At 40.6% G+C, this 16,040-nt stretch carries 18 protein-coding genes; 6 read left to right on the forward strand and 12 right to left on the reverse strand.

Annotation, left to right across the window (positions count from 1 at the left end; genetic code table 11):
* Positions 1-10: 10 nt before the first annotated feature.
* From R2R28_RS29175 to R2R28_RS13930, 10 genes are all read right to left on the reverse strand, one after another.
* Complete coding sequence (locus R2R28_RS29175; RefSeq protein WP_410479178.1) at positions 11-331, reverse strand: DUF6660 family protein; 321 nt, start codon at positions 329-331, stop codon at positions 11-13.
* A 414-nt stretch (positions 332-745) separates the two neighbouring features.
* The gene (locus tag R2R28_RS13890; RefSeq protein WP_316826286.1) at positions 746-2,926 is read right to left on the reverse strand and encodes a TonB-dependent receptor; all 2,181 of its coding nucleotides are present in this window, start codon (positions 2,924-2,926) and stop codon (positions 746-748) included.
* A gap of 59 nt (positions 2,927-2,985) precedes the next feature.
* On the reverse strand, positions 2,986-3,306 hold the full coding sequence (locus R2R28_RS13895) for a DUF6660 family protein (RefSeq protein WP_316826287.1): 321 nt from the start codon (positions 3,304-3,306) through the stop codon (positions 2,986-2,988).
* 123 nt (positions 3,307-3,429) lie between these two features.
* Positions 3,430-4,167, reverse strand: a complete 738-nt coding sequence (locus R2R28_RS13900) for a metallophosphoesterase family protein (RefSeq protein ID WP_316826288.1) — start codon at positions 4,165-4,167, stop codon at positions 3,430-3,432.
* Between the two features lie 27 nt (positions 4,168-4,194).
* The gene (gene arsB, locus R2R28_RS13905) at positions 4,195-5,274 is read right to left on the reverse strand and encodes an ACR3 family arsenite efflux transporter (RefSeq protein WP_265836288.1); all 1,080 of its coding nucleotides are present in this window, start codon (positions 5,272-5,274) and stop codon (positions 4,195-4,197) included.
* A 3-nt stretch (positions 5,275-5,277) separates the two neighbouring features.
* Positions 5,278-5,697: an arsenate reductase ArsC gene (locus R2R28_RS13910; protein ID WP_316826289.1), complete on the reverse strand. Its 420-nt coding sequence runs from the start codon at positions 5,695-5,697 to the stop codon at positions 5,278-5,280.
* A 4-nt stretch (positions 5,698-5,701) separates the two neighbouring features.
* Positions 5,702-6,193: an N-acetyltransferase family protein gene (locus R2R28_RS13915; RefSeq protein WP_316826290.1), complete on the reverse strand. Its 492-nt coding sequence runs from the start codon at positions 6,191-6,193 to the stop codon at positions 5,702-5,704.
* 7 nt (positions 6,194-6,200) lie between these two features.
* Positions 6,201-6,770 carry a DUF6428 family protein gene (locus tag R2R28_RS13920; protein WP_316826291.1) on the reverse strand — a complete coding sequence of 190 codons (570 nt, stop codon included), beginning with the start codon at positions 6,768-6,770 and terminating at the stop codon, positions 6,201-6,203.
* A gap of 38 nt (positions 6,771-6,808) precedes the next feature.
* A complete protein-coding gene (locus tag R2R28_RS13925) occupies positions 6,809-7,138 on the reverse strand; it encodes a metalloregulator ArsR/SmtB family transcription factor (RefSeq protein WP_316826292.1) in 330 nt (109 codons plus the stop codon).
* An 86-nt stretch (positions 7,139-7,224) separates the two neighbouring features.
* On the reverse strand, positions 7,225-7,641 hold the full coding sequence (locus R2R28_RS13930; protein ID WP_265836283.1) for a MerR family transcriptional regulator: 417 nt from the start codon (positions 7,639-7,641) through the stop codon (positions 7,225-7,227).
* Positions 7,642-7,715: 74 nt separating this feature from the next.
* Here R2R28_RS13930 and R2R28_RS13935 point away from each other — a divergent pair, with 74 nt between their 5' ends.
* From R2R28_RS13935 to R2R28_RS13950, 4 genes are read left to right on the forward strand one after another with little or no spacing between them, the layout of a single operon-like run.
* Entirely contained in the window at positions 7,716-8,417 is a 702-nt protein-coding gene (locus R2R28_RS13935; protein WP_316826293.1) for a hypothetical protein, read from the forward strand.
* A 28-nt stretch (positions 8,418-8,445) separates the two neighbouring features.
* Positions 8,446-8,931: a TlpA disulfide reductase family protein gene (locus R2R28_RS13940; protein WP_265836281.1), complete on the forward strand. Its 486-nt coding sequence runs from the start codon at positions 8,446-8,448 to the stop codon at positions 8,929-8,931.
* A 2-nt stretch (positions 8,932-8,933) separates the two neighbouring features.
* Entirely contained in the window at positions 8,934-9,551 is a 618-nt protein-coding gene (locus R2R28_RS13945) for a thioredoxin family protein (RefSeq protein WP_316826294.1), read from the forward strand.
* Between the two features lie 15 nt (positions 9,552-9,566).
* Positions 9,567-9,899, forward strand: a complete 333-nt coding sequence (locus R2R28_RS13950) for a YnfA family protein (protein ID WP_265836279.1) — start codon at positions 9,567-9,569, stop codon at positions 9,897-9,899.
* 298 nt (positions 9,900-10,197) lie between these two features.
* Here R2R28_RS13950 and R2R28_RS13955 read toward each other — a convergent pair whose 3' ends face one another.
* Both R2R28_RS13955 and R2R28_RS13960 read right to left on the reverse strand, forming a co-directional pair.
* Positions 10,198-12,741, reverse strand: a complete 2,544-nt coding sequence (locus R2R28_RS13955) for a heavy metal translocating P-type ATPase (RefSeq protein ID WP_316826295.1) — start codon at positions 12,739-12,741, stop codon at positions 10,198-10,200.
* Positions 12,742-13,149: 408 nt separating this feature from the next.
* Positions 13,150-13,449 (reverse strand): hypothetical protein, encoded by a 300-nt coding sequence (locus R2R28_RS13960; RefSeq protein ID WP_316826296.1) that lies wholly within the window; start codon positions 13,447-13,449, stop codon positions 13,150-13,152.
* A gap of 732 nt (positions 13,450-14,181) precedes the next feature.
* Here R2R28_RS13960 and R2R28_RS13965 point away from each other — a divergent pair.
* Together R2R28_RS13965 and R2R28_RS13970 are read left to right on the forward strand one after the other, a co-directional pair.
* On the forward strand, positions 14,182-14,619 hold the full coding sequence (locus tag R2R28_RS13965) for a MarR family winged helix-turn-helix transcriptional regulator (RefSeq protein WP_316826297.1): 438 nt from the start codon (positions 14,182-14,184) through the stop codon (positions 14,617-14,619).
* A gap of 3 nt (positions 14,620-14,622) precedes the next feature.
* Complete coding sequence (locus R2R28_RS13970) at positions 14,623-15,657, forward strand: S41 family peptidase (protein WP_316826298.1); 1,035 nt, start codon at positions 14,623-14,625, stop codon at positions 15,655-15,657.
* Positions 15,658-16,040: the final 383 nt, after the last annotated feature.

Consider the following 16,040-nt stretch of genomic DNA (forward strand, 5'->3'; position numbering starts at 1 on the left):
AGATCGATTTTTAACTTAATTTAGGCGGCTGCCAAACAGATAATGGTAAAGAGATAACCTCACCCATGTAAGCTTCATTATATTCTGAGCTTATTGGTTTTGAGATTACCACAAGAGGTGTTGAAGAAATAACTTCAGAAGTGGTGTTACAGCACGAGCAAACGCAGAACGGTGAACAGAAATCACTGCGTTCTTTTTCTGTAGAATGTGTTGTTATGCTTTTTTCAGTTAATGGTCCCCCCTGTGACTTACCCATAGCCAATACGTCAGCGCATGGAATGCAGCTGAGTATTACGATAATGAAGCAGAGAAACAAACTGGATATTTTCACTTTCAAAATTTTACCAAATATATAAATTTATTTAAGAACAATTTTTTTTAGTCCTGGTTTGAAAAAATTTAATACTTTTTAATAAAAATAAACATAGCCTACCGGTTTCAACCCATCATTCAAAAGTTTCACTACTTGAACAAGCAACCGGAAACCTCCTTTGCCCAAACCAAAAAACTTCATATAATCTGGGTAAAAAGGGAAGGAAGCTTTCATTTATTGATGAGACAAGTCCAGGGGTAACCTTCAACCTTACACAACTGACCTATCGGCCAGCATAGACTCTTCTGATGGAACATGGCTTTTAACCGCGATGACAGTTTCAAATCAGCCGGCCAGGGATTTTTTAAATATCAAATCCCTGGCCCGGCTAAAATGTGAATTAACTACACAGAAAGGTCAATTACCCCAGGTTTAAAGTTTGAATTTTATCCCTCCGTTTATCACAAACCCATCGACAGGAGCATAGATGTCCCTGAAAACAGGACTTGTAATGCTTCCTGTATATATCGAATCAAAGCTGGTCTGCCTGGTGTCCGTTAAATTCTCAAAATTCACAAAAATTGAAAACCGTTCCCAAAGCTTTTCTGCCATCAGACCGGCGGTCCAATAGCTTTTACCAGTGGCACCATCATTTAGCAACTGTTTGCTGAAATAGTATGCCTCTGCACCGATCTTCCATTTATCTTCAATCTCATACATCAGTACATTATTTAACCTGTGTTTTGAAACCAGCGGATAACTTGTACTGGTGCTTCCCGTGTGCTGGTTCACATCAGCTAGCGTATAACCTATAAAAAGTTTAAAATCACCATAGGTTACTTTGGCATTAGTTTCCATTCCTCTTGTATCTAAATCGCCTTTCGGTTGTACATAGGTGAGATTGCTACCACTAGAGGCCGTCAACAATATCGGGTTATTGATTCGGGTATAAAAAAACATCTGGTTGATGCTGAATCCTAGCTTTCCGCCAAACAGAGAGGTACGGTAGTTCACATCATAGTTGGCACCATAAGAGCGTTCCGCTTTTGTATTTGCCACATCCAAAGGCGCTACATCTCTGAACTGGATCCGTTCAGCATCTTCGGTAAATACTGTTGGCGCCTTATAACCTAAACCACCGCCTAAGCGGGTAGAAAAATGTTCATTGATCTTCCACAATCCGGAAATTCTTGGTAAGAAGAAAAATCCATATTCATTGTGGTAATCTCCCCTTACTCCTGATTCAAGACTAATTTTTTCAGATAGGTTCCAGGTGTTTTGTGCAAATGCTCCTATGGTATTATAATTGTAACTTCTGAGTGCATTGCTACTGTTCCGGTCTTCCTTAAAATTGTCGGTCAGAAAGTTTATCCCCAACACCCAGTCAGCTTTTTCGCCGTTACGGCTATAATTGGCCTCGCTATAAGTAGAAACCTGAACGCCTGAAAACAGGTAATTTGGCAATCCGATACTCCGGTCGTAATAGCTCACTGAATTGCGGATAACCAGCTTTTCCTTTTCACTCAGTTTATGATCCAATTCAACCTGAGAACTGTAACGCCCGGTTTTATTCTCCTCAAAATAAGAATGGGCAGCACTGCCATTTCCCTTCACATATTCCAGGTCGCCACCGATCCGTTTTTCAGTTGTAGCGTTGATTCCTGCCGAAAGCGTAGTCGCATCATTGAAATAAAAAAATAACTTGGGGTTCAGGGTGAAACGGTCAAACTTGGGGATAGCCGTTAAGCCAACATCTGAAGGATCATAGGCCGTCCCTTTGTTATATGCACCGTAGACCGTGATACCTATTTTATCAAATTTCTGCCCATAAAAACCACTGGCATCCAACCCTAAAGCAGAAGTACCGTTCAAAAGAAAATTAAGCTGGCGCGCTTCCGTCGGTTTTTTAGAAACCAGATTTACCAGTCCAGCAATTGCTCCACCACCGTAAAGGGTGGACGATGAACCTTTGATCACCTCTACCTGCTGCAAATCCAATGGGGCAATCTGAAGCAGGCCCAATCCACCAGAGAAACCAGAGTATAACGGAAAACCGTCCCTAATGATCTGGGTATATTTTCCGTCCAGTCCCTGTATGCGGATACTGGAGTTTCCGCTGGTCGCAGAAGTCTGTTGGGTCTGGATGCCCGTACTTTCTGCCAGCATCATGCGGATGTCGCCAGGTTTCATATTTCCCTTTTCATCCAGTTCTTCCCCGGCGATGACCTCGACCCGTGTAGGAATATTATCAATGGTACGGCTGCTCCTTGTAGCTGATATCACTACATCCTCCAGGTCCTCGTCTTCTTCAGCGGCAGTAAGTAAAACAATCAAAACATTGGTTTCAATAAGGGGAAAGGTCAGCGTATCTGTTTTAGTCTGGTAGCCTACATAACTAAACTGAATGATCTGTTTACCTGAAGGTATTCCACTAATACTAGCAGTACCTGCACTATCTGATTTAGTGCCAATGGTCGTTCCAAGCACTTTTAATGTAGCTCCTGGAAGTACCTGATTTGTCTTTGCGTCTTTGATGACGGCTTTATATGTATTTTGGGCAAAGGCGGTAACTGTAGACAACAGTATAGCCAAGGCCACAATCGTTCTTTTCATAATGATCTTTAAATAATGATTTCGATAAATATGTCCGTTTAGGACAATAGGAAAATAAACTACGAAAGTTTGGGCGGCTGCCAGATGGAAATAGAAATAGCCTGGAGTTCAAGTGGAATATAAGCCGTATTGTGCTGAACAGGTAAGAGCTGGACCGCAAAAACAATCGTTGTACGTGTAGTGATGGTAAAGCCGATACAGTTACCGCAGAAATAAAACGGTGAACAGCCTTTGCAGCAATTATCATTATGTTCACTGCAGGCATGTTTTTCCGCTTTATCGGTTTTGAGTGCATGGCTATCTTCTCGCGCTAAAGCACAGCATGGTACCGCGGTTAGCGTAAATATGATGAGAGATAAAACCAGGGCAATGAATTTCACGGTGTAAAAGTATAAAATTTACTGACACCCGCGCGGTTAATATCTGATATTACCGGTTGCAAAGCATGTAAATAAAGAATAAGAGCATGGTACCCTCAAATTTGATTGTCCATTTGATTGGGATTATTTTGCAAGCCTCAAAGCATCAGCAAATTCTTTGGGCAGGGGGCTGTTTATAATGGCTGTGGCGGATGCTTCCACATCGTATTCAACACGTCTGAATTCAATTTCGATACTATTTTTATCGGTTGAGGAACTGCCTTCATTTAAATGGACTATAACGTAACAACCCCTTGGGTGACCGTCTTTAGGCTTTCCGGCGGATCCCAGGTTGATCACATGTTTGAACCGTCCATCGGGCGTTTCCAGGATTCTATGATAGGGTTTGTGCGAGTGCCCGACAAAAAGCAGATCTGCCTCAGCTTCTTTAAGCATTTCCAAAACATAGTCTGCATCTGTGTCTATCAGGATATATTCATCTATGCTCCTGGTACTGCCGTGTGCGAAAACAAGGTTTAGTTTTTCACCGTTCAGTTTATATTCTAACCTGATATGTGCCGGAAGTGTTGTCAGATATTCCCTGTTATCCTCAGGAATCAGGTGATAAGCATATTTTTTGCCCGGTTCATTTAAACTTTCAGGAGTGGTAATGATATTTTCAACTTTTTCGTCATGGTTGCCTTTTAAGGTTGCAATCCCTCGTCTGCGGATTTCATCAATGACTTCATTGGGATAGATATGGTAGCCTACAAGATCCCCCAGGCAATATACGGCATCGGGCTTTTGGCTGTCCATATCTTGCAGCATGGCTTCAAAAGCGGGGAAATTGGCATGGACGTCAGAAAATAATGCAATTTTCATATCTGAAAAGGTGTTTAGAATTGTTTGTTAGTTAGTAGCCTCTGTTGTGGTATAATATCTTTTCCTGAACCAGAAGGCCAGGTTCACCAGGGCAATCAATGCAGGAACTTCCACCAAAGGCCCAATTACCCCGGCAAAGGCCTGTCCCGAATTGATTCCAAACACACCAATGGCAACGGCGATCGCCAGTTCAAAATTGTTCCCAGTGGCAGTAAAGGCAATAGAGGTACTTCTAGAATAATCTGCCCCGAAATACCTGCCTGCAAAAAAGCTGACGATGAACATGATAGAGAAATAGATCACCAGCGGTATGGCAATACGAACCACGTCCATTGGTATCTGTACGATCAGGTTACCTTTCAGGCTGAACATAATGACAATGGTAAACAGCAAAGCGATCAGGGTTATAGGAGATATAAATGGTATAAACCTTTTCTGGAACCAGTTTTCACCTTTGAGTTTGATCAGTGCATATCTGCTGATAACACCCATTGCAAATGGCAATCCTAAATAAATGCCCACGCTTTTTGCGATCTCACCGATGGTTATATTTACCTCAAGGCTTTTCAGGCCAAAGAAAGGCGGCAATACGGTAATGAATATATAGGCAAACACGCTGTATAACAATACCTGGAAAATGCTGTTCAATGCGATCAGGCCAGCGGCATATTCGCGGTTACCTTCTGCCAGTTCGTTCCATACCACCACCATGGCGATACAACGGGCAAGACCGATCAGGATCAGGCCAACCATATATTCAGGATAGTCTCTTAAAAAAGTAATGGCCAGAAAGAACATCAACAAAGGGCCGATTACCCAGTTCAGTACCAGGGAAACGCTCAACACTTTGGTATCCTTAAATACTTCGCCCATCTTTTCATATTTTACTTTGGCAAGTGGCGGGTACATCATCAGAATCAGGCCGAGGGCCAATGGGATGTTGGTTGTACCGCTGGAAAAGGAATTGATAAAGCCGGAAGATGATGGGATAAAATAGCCGACACCAACCCCGATTGCCATTGCCATAAAGATCCATAGGGTCAGGTAACGGTCAAGAAATCCCAGTTTTTTTCGTTCTGCAACGGGGGCACAATTGTTTGCACTCATGGTTTATCTCTTTATATACTGGTTTACAAAATCTGCTGAATAGGCTTTGATCAGCTCGCGGACCCTTCTGAATTCGTCCATCACTTCTTCGGGGGTTCCTGTTGCCTTTGCAGGGTCAGGGAAATTCTGGTGGAAGCGGTCTACCTTGCCCGGAAAGAAAGGGCAGGCTTCATTCGCATTATCGCAAACGGTGATCACTGCATCAAAATCAATTCCGGCATATTCATCCACATTGTTCGAGGTATGCCCCGAAATATCGATATGATCTTCAGCCATGACTGCGATAGCTTTTGGATTTACGCCATGTGTTTCAATCCCTGCGCTGTAGATCTCTGCATTGTTTCCGGCAAAATGCCTTAAATAACCTTCTGCCAGCTGGCTTCTGCAGCTGTTTCCTGTACAGAGTACTAATATTTTTTTCATGTTTTTATTCTTGTCCTGTTATTTTACTTCTTCGTTCCATCAGCACTGTATCCCGCCATACCCCGTCCATCTTGCCGATCTTTTCGCGATAACCGATTTTTCTAAAACCGAGCTTTTCGTGGAGGGCGATACTGGCCGTATTTTCAGGAAAGATGCCTGATTGCAGCGTCCAGATGTTACTGGCCTCACTTTCTGTGACCAGATTTTGCAATAGCGCCTTACCTACCCCCTTGCCCCGAAAAGCTTCATGTATATAGACGCTCACTTCTGTTACCCCTGCATAGACACATCTGCCTGAAACAGAGGTTGAAGCTGCCCAGCCTGCCACGTTGCCATCAATGATAGCGACATAGCGGAGACCAGCCAGGTGGCCATTGTCCCATTCTTCCCATGCAGGGGCATCGGTCTGAAAGGTAGCCTGCTTAGTGGCGATACCTTGTAGATAAATAATTCTAACCTCTTCCCAGTGCAAGGGGAGTAATTCTATAATTTCCATACGCTGATTAGCAGCAGCCCGAACCGGGTTCACAGGACTGTCCCGCCCCAGCAAGGTTTACCATCTGTAATTTTGGTTTTTCTTCTTTCACCGCTGGTGCGCAGCATTCTTCGCCAGTTGCTGTTGTTCCACAACTTCCACCACGTTCGATTGCTTTACACTGCGTAAAATCAGGGATAAGGTTAACGATCAGGTTATCGCCCTCGATCAAAAATTCGCCGGGATACATCTGTCTGGTATCAAACTGTGAATTTCCAAACTCTATCTTAACAGTTCCCAGTGGGTTAAGTGGTAAAGATTTTTCTACCAGACTTACAATTGACAAGGCTTTGCCAACCTGCATGGCTCTTTCGCTGTCTTGTACAGATGGCTCCCAAAGCTGTACGATAATTTCTGTCCAGGTATTCATTTTTCCTCCGCAATCCACAGATACGATCGGTGCCTGTTTGATTTCGGTAATATGGTATGAAGCGTCTACCCATTTACCTTCCGCATATTGGAACTGTAAGGTTAAATCTGGATGTTGTTTTAATGTGGCTTTAAATGTTTGCCAGTTGGTCAGTTCCGTATTGTTCATAATATTGCAATTTAACGATTGATATAGATAAAAAAAGGTTAACAGCAGCTGGTTTCACCTTTGTACGAGCCAAAGAATGTGCCCAACCGTTTTTCCAATAATTTCCAGGTTTTAGGGTTGATACAATAGCAGACACTCACGCCTTCGATCGTTCCCTGAATGATCCCGGCTGTTTTGAGTTCCTTAAGGTGTTGCGAAATGGTTGCCTGGGCTAAGCCCAGTTCCTCTACCAGATCCCCGCAGATACAGGTATTGGATATAAGGATTCTTTGCAGGATGGCGATGCGGGCAGGATGCGCAATTGCTTTCAGCAATGTGGAAAGCTGGTTCTGCTCGTCGGTGAATATTTCTGATCTTGTAAGTCCCATAATTTTATATCGCAATATTACGATAAGTATTTCAAAAAAACAATACCATTCAGAAATTTCTGAATGATTGAACTTCAGATAGGATGTTATTGGTCAAGAAAGCTGTCGGAGACCAGGATCGGGCAGTTGTCTTCAGGTGTTTCAGGGGTACAGCAGTCTACACATTTTTTCACGCCAGCGATCAGCTGGTTTCTTAAGGAGATCATGTCCATAATCTTAGCGTCCAGCAGTGCAACTTTTTTATCGATCATATCGCTCACGTTGCTACAGGTAGCTTCTTTGACTTCGATCATGCCCAGCACTTCAGCAGATTCATTCAGTGTAAAACCAAAATTCTTCAGCCGCTTGATGGTTAGCAGTTTTTCCAATACTTCTTCGGAGTACTCTTTATAATTATTGTCCCGGCGTTGTTTTCTGTCCACCGCGATCAGGCCCTGCTTTTCATAAAAACGGATTGTATCCCTGGAAAGACCTGTTTTTGTTACCAATTCACCTATCAGCATAATTATTATAAAATTTCTCTTGACAGTGGACTATACTCCACGGTTTATATTTGTAAATGTATTTAATAAACGTGATGAAAAAAATTCAATTGCTCATGATATCAATGTTCAAGAAAATGGGATTTGTTCGTATCGGTTTATGTTCGGTCTGCTGTCTGCTTCCTATGATTGCAGCTTCCATCGGGATGGCATCGGTTTCGGCTTTGAGCTTCTATCTGGAAAAAACAGGGTTTATACTGGTTCTGCTCGGTGGGGCGGCTTTTCTGTATGACTTGAACAGCTCAAAACGCAAGCCTGTAAACTGTGGCGACAACTGTGGTTGCAAGGCTGACAATTCAACCGAAAATGAAAGTATGAAAATTAGCATAATACTGACCGCTATGGCGTTGCTTATTGCCCCTTATGCGCAGGCGCAGCAAAAAGCGGAACCCACGCCATCATCCAAAACACAAAAAACTTTAATGATGGAAAACCAAAAAGACACGGTGATGGGCTGTAAGCTGACAACTCCGGAATTGCAGGAACGTAAAGCCACCGTTATCAAGAACCTAAAAGATAACTTTACTAAAAAAATAGAACTGGAAAACGGTTATAGTTATGTTTTCAACGGAAAAGATGAGACCCTGGATATGTTGACCGAGTTCATTAAAAGTGAGCGCATGTGCTGCGATTTTTTCAACTTCAATATTGCAGTTGTCAATAAAGGCACGATAACCTTCAGCATTACAGGAAATAAGGGGGCGAAAGAATTTATCGCCACCGAGCTTGGGCTATAAACCTCATAAATTCTAAATAGATTTGTACATGGGAAAATTGTTGTTTCTTTGGCTGTTATTGATCGTCTGTTTTTGCTCTCCGGCAAAAAGCCAGACCGTCAGTTTTCTGAAATTGGATGGGCTGGAGCAGCGCTTTGAAAAGGGAAAAGACACTGTTTATATCGTAAACTTCTGGGCAAGCTGGTGCATGCCCTGCCTGAAAGAGCTTCCGCATTTTGAGAAGCTGGGCCAGTCCCTAAAAGAAAGCAAGGTCAAAGTACTGCTGGTGAGCCTGGACTTCAAATCTAAACTGAAAAGCGCAGTTGTTCCCTTGGTAAAACGCTTGAAACTAAAAAACGAAGTTTACCTGCTGGATGAGGCCGACCAGCAGCGATACATCGAAAGAATAGATAAGCAATGGTCTGGGGCCCTACCTGCCACTTTACTGGTCAATAAAACAAAAAACAAACGGGTATTCAAAGAACAGGAATTTACCTATCCGGAATTAATAGATTTCTATAAACAAAATAAATAATCATGAAAAATTACATTATTCTCCTGCTTGCAGTTGTCTCACTTTCTGCAACTGCACAGATCAATACCTTACCGGTAGGCAGTAAAGCCCCTGATATCAAACTTAAAAACATAGACGGTAAGCTGGCCAGCTTTGGTGACTTTCCAAAAGCCAAGGGTTTTGTAATCGTTTTTACCTGTAATACCTGCCCGTATGCGCAGGCCTATGAGCAAAGGATCATTGCCCTCAACTCAATATCAACGCCACTGGGATATCCCGTGATTGCCGTTAACCCTAACGACCCTGAAATCTCAAAGGGAGATAGTTTTGATAAAATGCAGGAAAGAGCTACCGCAAAGAAATATACTTTCCCCTACCTGTTTGATCCAAGCCAAAAGATCACCAATCTCTATGGTGCTGCCAAAACCCCGCACCTTTTTCTGGCGAGAAAAACCGATAAGGGCTTGATCATTGAATATACCGGCGCTCTTGATGACGATCCGCAGGAAGCAAATGCAAGCCGCACCCACTATGTTGAAGATGCCATTAAATCATTGAATGCAGGGAAAGCGCTAACAGTGAGTTCAACAAAAGCAATCGGCTGCACCGTGGCCAGGGCAAAAAACAAAACGAGTAAATAGGCAACAAAAGAATACATGGATATAATCAGATCATTGGCCATTTTTGTGCTGGCCGGACTTTGTGAAATTGGTGGCGGTTACCTTATCTGGCTATGGCTGAAGGAGGGAAAACCTATGTGGTACGGACTGATCGGTGGCTTGATCCTGATCGCCTACGGTGTAGTTGCTACGTGGCAGACGGCTAATTTCGGGAGGGTTTATGCCACTTATGGTGGAGTGTTTATTGTACTTGCCTTATTGTGGGCATGGAAAGTCGATGGGTTCAGGCCGGATAAATGGGACATTATCGGAGCAACAATAGCGCTCATTGGTGCCTGCATTATAATTTATGCCCCTAGATCTGCCTGAAGATCAAAACGATAACTGGCCTAAAATATCAAACCTGCCAACTTTAGCGGGTTTGATATTCCAATCTTTATAAAGGCTAGTTTACATTTTATTTTATTTCCAAGAATTTAAATGTTCTAAAAGAATTTCCAAAGCAGGCTAAGTTATCCTACCAGATTGTTATATTTAAAAAGAGTATCATTGCTATCAGCGAAATGTAGAAAGCTGGTTTTGCTCCGTCGGCGATGATTTCATCTATTCTACGATCTTCTATCACGCCATTAATAACAACTAAATTTTTCTTTGCGGGCAAAAAAGATCAGTCAATTTTTGCTTTTCTCAATCTCAGGGAATTCAAGATAACAGAAACTGAGCTAAAGCTCATAGCTAGTGCAGCTATCATAGGAGAAAGTAAAATCCCAAAAAACGGATATAAAATACCTGCCGCTATCGGAATGCCGAATACATTGTATCCCAGGGCAAAAAACAGGTTTCCTTTTATATTAGCCATGACTTTATGGCTTAACAACCTTGCTTTTGCGATTCCATTTAAATCGCCCTTCACCAATGTGATGGCTGCACTCTGGATGGCTACATCCGTTCCCGTGCCCATCGCAATGCCGATATCAGCCTGAGAAAGTGCAGGCGCATCATTGATACCATCGCCTGCCATAGCTACGTTTTTGCCTTGGGCCTGTAGGTTTTTTATTTCATTGAGCTTATCCTCTGGCAGCATCTGAGCTTTGAAACCGTCCAATCTCAGGGTTTCGCTTACTGCCCTTGCAGTATCCTCATTATCGCCTGTAAACATGATTACCTCGACTCCCTCATTTTGCAGTTTTCGGATTGCATCTGCACTGGAAGGCTTGATCTTATCAGAAATCACAACAAATCCGACAGCTTTATTTCCTACAGCTAAATAAGAAACGGTTTTACCCTGCTTTTGAGTGGCCCTAACCTGTTCCTCTAATTCAGGATCAATTGCCGCTTTAACATGTTCCATTAATTTTTGGTTCCCTAAAGCCAGTTTTTCAGCCTTCAAACTACCTATTACTCCCTTTCCCGTGATCGCCTCAAAGTTTGATATAGGTTTAACATCTATCTTGTTTTCTTCCCCATAACGCAAAGTTGCCTGAGCCAATGGATGTTCGCTGCTGCTGTTCAAAGCCACAATTTTTTCAAGAACATCCCGCTCTGTAAAATCCGGATCTGCACTGACCACCTTTTCTACCGAAGGTTTACCTTCGGTTACCGTACCGGTCTTATCGATGACCACTACATCAATCGCATTCATTTTCTCAAGGGACTCGGCATTCTTGATCAGTATCCCAGACTGAGCACCCTTACCTACTCCGACCATTACCGACATTGGGGTTGCAAGGCCCAGAGCACATGGACATGCAATAATCAATACCGCGATTGCATTTACAAAAGCATAAACGTAGGCTGGATCAGGGCCGTATACTGACCACACTATGAACGTTGCGATGGAAATCAATACCACAACAGGCACGAAATAACCTGAAATTTTATCCGCCATTTTTTGTATGGGCGCTTTTGAGCGGCTGGCCGAATTCACCATTTCTATGATCTGCGACAAAAGCGTTTCTGAACCCACCTTCTCTGCAAGCATCACAAAGGTTTTATTTCCATTGATCGTGCCCGAACTTACCTTGTCCCCGATATTCTTCTCCACGGGAACGGGTTCACCGGAAATCATGGATTCATCGATTACAGCTTCCCCAGTTTTGATACTCCCGTCTACCGGGATTTTTTCACCTGGCTTAACCCTCAGCAGATCTCCTTTCTGGATATCATCAATAGATACTGATATTTCCTTATCCCCGACCACTTTTGTTGCTGTATTCGGGGCTAGCTTCAGCAGCTCCTTAATGGCGCTGTTGGTTTTGCCATGTGCCCTGGCTTCCAAAAGCTGGCCAAGCAATACCAAGGTCAGGATCACGGTCGCCGCCTCAAAATAAACAAAAACAGTACCATGATGTGTTTTAAACTGATCAGGGAAAAAATCAGGAAAAAGAAGTGCGACAAGGCTAAAAACCCAGGCAACTCCTGCACCAATTCCTATCAGGGTAAACATATTCAGTTTCCAGGTTATTATAGATTGCCATGCCCGCTGAAAGAACATCCAGGTAGCATAAAAAACTACGGGAATAGAAAGCGCGAACTGAACCCAGTTCCAGTACTTAAGTTCCAATAGATCAAACAAAGGATTATTTGGAATCATTTCAGTCATGGCTATAACAAAAATGGGTATGGTAAAAATTGTGGCTACCCGGAATTTTTTGAGCAGGGTTTCATAAGTTTTATCTTCCTCTTCAATATCTACCCCCAATGGGATTAGGTCCATGCCGCAGATTGTGCATGCGCCCGGTTTATCCCTGATAATCTCGGGATGCATAGGACACGTAAACTGTGAAGAGACTTTCTTTACAGGTTGTTTTACCAGGTCTATCCCGCATACGGGGCAATGCCCCGGCTTATCATAGGTCTTATCGCCTTCGCAGTGCATCGGACAATAAAATAACCCTTCAGCTCCATTTTTACCAAGCTTTTGAGCGCTGGAATTTTGTCCATGGGATAATCCACGATGGTAATGATCTATATGTTCAACCGCTTTTATAACATGTTTTTCTTGACCACCCATTTCAATGCCGTAATGTCCGGCGGCAGACAGCGCCTCCTGCAATTTCTCTGTTGGGATATGCTTTTCCATTGTAATGATGGCTTCAGCCGGCTCCAGGGATACCTTTGCGGAAATGCCATCAATGCCATTCAGCGCATTTTCAACTTTGGTCCGGCAGCCCTGACAGCTCATTCCGGTTATTTTATAGGTGTGTTCCATGTTGTTGTTTTTTATCGGCTGGTAGCTCAAATTTAGTTATTTACCAAGTATTTATCTTTCTCTAGAACAAAGCTGCTAATACCAGAGCAAAATGGTTTGATCACATCATTTGGCTACAACCCTTCATAAACAGCAAAGCCGGGAAAAGTTCCCGGCTTTGTAATTATTTACATTTTTTGCATCCACCAATGTCTTTGCACTGTTTACTGCAATAATCTTCACATATACCTTTTGTACAGGATTTTGAGCATTTGTTGCAATTGTTCATTTTACGATTGCAACATGGTGTATTGCCTGCAAACGTATATGTGGATAGACTGATCAACATCATTGATGTGATGATAAGAAACTTTTTCATTTGAATATTTTATTGTTGTGATAAAAAAACCGGCGTTAATTTTAGTTTATTTATATCAACACTACTTTCGGAGGGTGCCAGAAAGGGAATGAAAAGTCAATTGTGCTTTTACGCGCCAGATTAATTGAACAATTTTTAACTTCTATAGGAACCGTTGGCACTATTTGAATCACTTTGTTTATGGTAAATCCTGGCACATTGCAGCATAGTTTAGTCAAACACATGCCCATTGCTTTATCGCTTTTGTGCGACTTGCATGGCTTAGCCATACCTGATTGCATACAACATTTTGGCTCTTTATCGTATTGCATAGCCTGTACTGTTCCAGTAACAACTGAAATCAGGCTCATGCAGATTACCAAAAAAATTGCAATGACTTTCACGTTCGCAAGAAACCTTTTTCTGTTGCAAGAACTTTATATAATTTTATGAATTTGTTATATAATTTCTCGCTTTCTATTAATTGCTAGACGAAAATAACGAATCCCAGGTTACAGTAAAGTATGACTGGAATTTAAAAATTAAAATTGCAAACATATGGAAGTCGGCTATCCAGTCAAAAAATTTCCAAACAGCTTTCTGAACAAAGCAACCTTCATTAACTAATTTTGCCACAACCTCATCAACAAAAATATTATTGAGACAACAACAAGTAGAATTCTTGAGCTCTAGCATTTGATCAAATCCCTTGGAAGCCGGCATATATATTTCAGTGAACACCTGGTTGATTTTTACACAATATCCTAATTTTCTTAGTATCCAATCAATCTTCCTTTTTATTATAAGACTTCTTTTTTCGATAGTGACCTTCAACTTTATTTTTCAGCACATTTTCAAAATGGACTACAGCCTCACAATGCTCATAAAAGTTCGAACTTCCGCGGATTGCCCCTACTGATTAAAAGCTCATCATAAGATGGGCTTTTTTTGGTTAGATACATTTATAATTAGTTAGCTTTCGTCTTAGCGTCTCGCTAAGATGAGATGAGCATCAGTGCATAAGCGAAAGCGCTTAAAATAAAAAATCATTTTATTATGTTTTATATTGATATATCAATTATATTTGTATCAATATAATTGATATGAATAACAAAAACCCAACAGCAACAGTACTTTATTTAATTGAACAAGCAATTAAGGAGTATAGAAAAATATCACAAAGGAATATCTCAAAAATTGTAAAAGATATTACAATAGATCAATGTCTGGTCTTAATAATCCTTAACAAGGATGACAAAATTTCTCAAAATGAATTGGCAAATCTTGTGTTTAAGGATAATGCATCCATCACGAGAATGATAGAATTAATGGTTAAAAAAGATTATCTGAACAGAACTATTCATAAAGAAGATAGGAGGAAATTTAATCTTGAAATAACCGAAAAAGGAAAAAAAACGCTGGAATTAATAAACCCAATTGCAAAAATAAATAGAGAAACAGCACTAAATGGTTTGTCGTTAGAAGAGATTAATTTACTCGAAAAAACATTAAATAAAATAATTACTAATTGTAAAATCTAAGAAATGAAAAAAGTATTTAATCTATTATTAATCTACGTTGTAATCTGCTTCAACTCAAAAGCGAATGCCCAGGATTTTACAGAACGAAATAAACAAATATTGGAAATAGCAGATAAAATTAATGAATATTACATTTTTGAAGATGTTGCAAATCAACTTTCTAAAAAATTAAAATCAGAAATAGATCTTAAAACTTTTGACAATTTTACTGATGTAGAATTTGCAAAATCCCTTTCAAAATATTTAACAAAAAACGGAAATGATTTACATTTCAATGTATTATACCGTCCAGGTAAAGAAGAAGAAAAAGCAGTTAATGAAAAGGAATTGCTAAAAAAATACGATGCTATAAATAAACAGTGGAATTATGGTTTTGATAAAGTGATGAGATTAGACGGAAATATCGGTTATATTGAATATACCGGATTTCCAGAAGGAAATAAATCTGCTCAACAAATTTTAGATGCTACAATGAATTTTGTTTCAAATACAAATGCTTTGATTATAGATTTAAGGAACAATCGAGGAGGTGATGGCAAAATGGTAAGGCTATTTTTAAGTTATTTTTTTAATGAAAGAATTAAATTAAGTACGATTTACACCAGATATAATCATAAAACCGAAGAGAAGTACACATATAAAAAAGTAAATGGCAAAAAGTATTTAGATAAACCAGTATACCTCCTTGTAAACAATAATACCATTTCTGCCGCTGAAGCATTAGCATATAATTTACAGCAAAATAAAATTGCAAAGGTAATTGGAGATAAAACCTATGGAGCAGCAAATCCAGTAAAAGTATTTTTTATTGGCAAAAAATATCAGTTATTCATCCCAATATCAGTTGAAAAAAATGCGGTCACAAAAACGAACTGGGAGCATACTGGTATTCATGTGGATGAAAAAGTAAATGCTGAAAAAGCATTAATAAAAGCCCAAATTATAGCACTTGAAAATCTGTTAAAATCAAACACAAAAACAGAACTAACGGAAAGTGAGACTAAAGAAAAGATTTTGAAATTAGAAAAACAATTGTAGGCAAATTTTTCCTGTGTCCTGCTACCTTGTTTTCCAGTACTTTTTCAAAATTCACGATGGCTTCACAATGCTCATAAAAGGTCGACATTCCGCGGATTGACTCTACTGATTAAAAGCTCATCGAAAGATGGGCTTTTTTTGTTTGAAGGTGCATTGAGTGAGTTTTCTATCGCAATAAAAGTATTTTCTGCTTATTTAAAATATAACCTTTTCTCTGCCATTACATAGAATTTGCTTGATAAATCTACAACCTATTGGCGCATCTATTGGCGTAGATTTTCGATCTTTACCCCTTATACAGGATTAGTAAAACTCCTTCAGTGAGCTTGACGTATTTAAATAAAACGATGCTCCACCTGATCCGTTCTTACAAATCAGGAAAG

Origin of the sequence: Pedobacter miscanthi (assembly GCF_032678605.1) — a bacterium.
In the GTDB taxonomy this organism is placed as follows: domain Bacteria; phylum Bacteroidota; class Bacteroidia; order Sphingobacteriales; family Sphingobacteriaceae; genus Pedobacter; species Pedobacter miscanthi_A.